General features: G+C 62.7%; 4 protein-coding genes and 1 pseudogene. 1 reads left to right on the top strand and 4 read right to left on the bottom strand.

Features of this window, described 5'->3' with window-relative positions; genetic code table 11:
• The 3 genes from ACSQ3E_RS30730 to ACSQ3E_RS30720 form a co-directional block, all read right to left on the bottom strand.
• The coding region (locus ACSQ3E_RS30730; RefSeq protein WP_436125497.1) for a recombinase family protein at positions 1 to 1,596 on the bottom strand (1,596 nt) is incomplete at its 3' end.
• Positions 1,597 to 1,612: 16 nt separating this feature from the next.
• Positions 1,613 to 1,828: a hypothetical protein gene (locus ACSQ3E_RS30725; protein WP_436125496.1), complete on the bottom strand. Its 216-nt coding sequence runs from the start codon at positions 1,826 to 1,828 to the stop codon at positions 1,613 to 1,615.
• A gap of 283 nt (positions 1,829 to 2,111) precedes the next feature.
• A complete protein-coding gene (locus ACSQ3E_RS30720) occupies positions 2,112 to 2,798 on the bottom strand; it encodes a hypothetical protein (RefSeq protein WP_436125495.1) in 687 nt (228 codons plus the stop codon).
• 150 nt (positions 2,799 to 2,948) lie between these two features.
• Between ACSQ3E_RS30720 and ACSQ3E_RS30715 the strand changes: the two genes are divergently transcribed.
• Positions 2,949 to 3,191: a helix-turn-helix domain-containing protein gene (locus tag ACSQ3E_RS30715; protein ID WP_310329940.1), complete on the top strand. Its 243-nt coding sequence runs from the start codon at positions 2,949 to 2,951 to the stop codon at positions 3,189 to 3,191.
• Positions 3,192 to 3,302: 111 nt separating this feature from the next.
• Here the strand turns inward: ACSQ3E_RS30715 and ACSQ3E_RS30710 are convergent.
• Positions 3,303 to 3,544, bottom strand: a pseudogene (locus ACSQ3E_RS30710) (haloacid dehalogenase); the annotation flags it as partial.

Genomic DNA, 3,544 nt, shown 5'->3' with positions numbered 1-3,544 from the left:
TGCCTGCCGCTCGGTCCAGTTGAGGATCGTGCCCAGTTCTCCGAACAGCGTGGCTTCGATCTCGCCGCGCTTGGCGCCAGGTGTCAGAACGATCTTCTCGATCAACGACCGCAGCGCTGCTGCGGCCTGCGGCCGGTCGTCCGGATGGTTGAGCGCCTCGGTCAGATGCGCCACCTTCCGCGCATAGAGTGATGATATGCTGGGCAGCAGGTCCGGCTTGTCCTGGGGAGCGGCGGCCAGCTGGTTCGTGAGATCGGCCTTGCGCGCCTCGAGCGCGTCCATCTCGGCCTTCATGCTCACCTGAAACATCCCGGCCTTGATGGCCTCGATGATGCTGCGGATCTGCTTCTCGACCTTCATCAGTTCTGCGTTCCAGCCGTCGGCATTGGCGCGGCGCTCCCGGTTGAGACGGTTGGTCTCCTCGGCGTAGGCCCGCATCGCAACTGCGGCTGCCTCCGGCGCCATCATCCTGTCCTTCAGACCGGCGAGCACCCGCTGTTCCAGTTCGCTCCGCGCTATGGTGCGCTTGTTCGGGCACGAGCCATTGCTGGTGTGGCTGGAGCAGGCAAAGCGGTCGACGCTGCGCAAGGAATAGGGGCCCTCGCAGCACCCGCAAAACACAAGCCCCGACAGCAGCGACTTCGGCCGGCGGGCACTGCTCAGCCGGTTGCGCATGTGGTGTGCGCGGACGGCCGTGGTCAGGTTGACGGACCTGTCGGCGATCTCGCTCTGGCGCGCTTTGACCGCTTGCCAAAGGTCGTCGCCCATGATGCGCAACTCCGGCACGTCGGTGACGATCCATTCGCTCTCCGGATTGAGGCGGGAGACGCGCTTGCCGGTTGCGGGATCCTTCACATAGCGCTGGCGGTTCCACAGCAGTCGACCGACATAGAGTTCGTTGTTGATGATGCCCGTGCCGCGCCTGACATGACCGCGGATCGTGGTGTCGTTCCACAGCTTGCCGGCAGGCCCTGATATGCCCTGGTCGTTGAGGTTCTTGGCGATCGCGCGCGGACTGATGCCTGTGGCAAACTCTCGGAAGATGCGGCGGACGACGTCGGCTTGATCATTGTCGATCTCGCGGTCGCCCTTGAGCTGGTCGCCGCGCTTATCGACATGCCTGACGACACGATAGCCGTAACACAGCCCGCCGCCGGACTTGCCGAGTTCCACGCGGCCGCGCAATCCGCGCCGGGTCCTCATGGCGAGATCCCCGAGGAACAAGGCATTCATCGTGCCCTTAAGGCCGACATGCAGTTCGGAGATCGCGCCCTCTGCGAGAGTGACGATCGGGACACCGGCGAACTTCAAATGTTTGTAGAGTGTTGCGATGTCGGCCTGGTCGCGGGAAATGCGGTCAAGGGCCTCTGCCAGCACCAGCTGGAACAGCCCGCATTGGGCGTCGCGGACCAGCTTCTGGATCCCGGGCCGCAGGATCTGGCTTGCTCCGGAAATGCCGGCATCCTGGTAGGTGCCGGCGATCTCCCAGTCTTCGCGCGCCGCATGATCGCGGCAGAGCCGGAACTGGTCCTCGATCGAGGCTGCCCGCTGCTGGTCGGAAGAGTAGCGGGCATAGAGTGCTACGCGCATGGTCATGAACAATGCTCTCGGTTTAGCTGGTGTCGGAATTGCCGTCGCCGGCTCTTTCGCCCGGTGGTTCTGCTTTGGGCGCTCGAGGCTTGGAGACGTCATTGGCATCCGTCGCTTCTGCAAAGCGTTCGCGTGCCATGCCCCGCCCGATCAGCCAGGCGAGAGCCAGGATCGCCGGATGGGTTTTGGGCCTGTCGGTGCGCTCGCTCAGAGAATGCCGCGCGTCGGCGGCCGTCATGTTGTCTTCTGCCATAGGCTTCCTCGCTTCGTTGTGTCGAAGCGGGGATAAAGCTGCCAGATATGCTGGCCGGGAAGGGGGAAAATGCGGTCGTAGCAACGTGGAGCGCAATGACCTGCATTCGGCGCCCTCTCCTAAGCAGACGCAGGATGCCGACTGTCGCGAGAGTGGAAACGCCGGTCAAGGCCTTGGCGCCAACCCGCCTTGACCTTGACCGGCTCCGCCGTGAAGCCACATGCAATGAAGCCACCCGGCGAATTGTCCGGCAGGGCAGGGGCAAGCCTCACCGACTACCGCCCTGGGAAAACGCATCCGGTGTCAGATGGCGCCCGATCCGCGTCAGGTCCTCGCGCGCCGAGCGGATTTGTGGCCAGGGAAAGGCCGAACGATCTTCCCAGTCCGCGCCGTTGCGCAACACCGCATCGAGCTTGCCCACGACGCCTGCAAGCGAGACGGCGGGCGTCCCGGAAAGCGCCTCCAGCAGCGCAGCGCATCTTGCAAAGCCTGCCTGCTCAGCCCTCAGTCCCACGAAATAGCCGATCTCCGTCGCAACCACCTCGAAATGTGCTTGTCGCGCGTCGAGTTCAGCTTCGGCCCTGGCGCGGATCTCCGCCATGTCCGTTCGCTCGCCGATAATCCGATCCAGCGCTGCCTTCGAGCAAACGATTGTCTCCTCGCCGCCAGGGACGCTTACAACCGTCCACAGCGCATCCACTCGCTCGGCAAGTGCTGCCTCGAGTTCCTGCAGCCGGTCACAGCGGCACATTGCTTGCTCGTATGCGACATGCCAATCGCGCCACAGTTGCACCGCCGGGTCCCGTTCTGGATCGGGTGCTACGTCAGAAGCCGCTGTCGCGCGGGCCAGCGTATTACCGCCAAAAGTCCATCCACCTGTGGCGACAAACAACCCGCCAAGCGCCAGCCGCCGCGTGACGCGCCCAAAACTCATGCTATGGTCGGAATCAGCCATGATCCGAGCTCCTCAACAGCTTAGGTTGTGGTTAGGCCGCTAACGGTGGTTGCACACCCTTGGCGGCCGCTAACAGTGATAAAATCGTATCAGGGTTACGATAATGGCGATGGAGCTACAGATCAACATAAATCGTATCTGCGTTACGAAATGAATTCAGTTCAATGTAAAATGGCGCGTGTCGCGCTGGGATGGGGAACGCGAGACCTTGCTCGAAACGCCGAGGTATCGCCCGATACGATCGCCCGTCTTGAACGAGGCGAACAGCTAAAGAGTTCGACGATCGACGCAATTCGGCTAGCGTTCGAAACGGCCGGTATCGAGTTCATTCCGGCAAATGGTGGCGGCCCAGGCGTACGGCTGGCTCGAGCCTCAGGACCGAAGAGCACGTAAAGCCCGGAGAGGGTTCCTATTTCGGCATTGCTCCGCGCCAACACTGCGACCATTTTCTTAACCCAGCTCTCATTCATAACGGTGGGTAGCGTATGTCTGGCTCTGCCCTCCGACCACGGACGCGGCCCCACGCTCGAAGAACGGCCAACCGGCCCAGAGCACCACGGGCGTCGCCAGGATAATCTGAACCCAGTTGGCATTCTGCGGCGACATGAAGGCATGGAGATCGAAGAGATGGCTGCCCATCTCCAGCAGGAACACGGGTATGGCAAGGGCTGTGCCGATCCAGAAGCGTCGGGTCATGTCCACCAGTTCGGCGCTCGGACCGGTTTCCGCGGTCGGCATCTCGGGCT

Origin of the sequence: Aminobacter sp. LjRoot7, assembly GCF_964252895.1 — a bacterium.
Classification (GTDB): Bacteria; Pseudomonadota; Alphaproteobacteria; order Rhizobiales; family Rhizobiaceae; genus Aminobacter; species Aminobacter aminovorans_B.
This window is presented reverse-complemented; position numbering and strand designations above follow the sequence as displayed.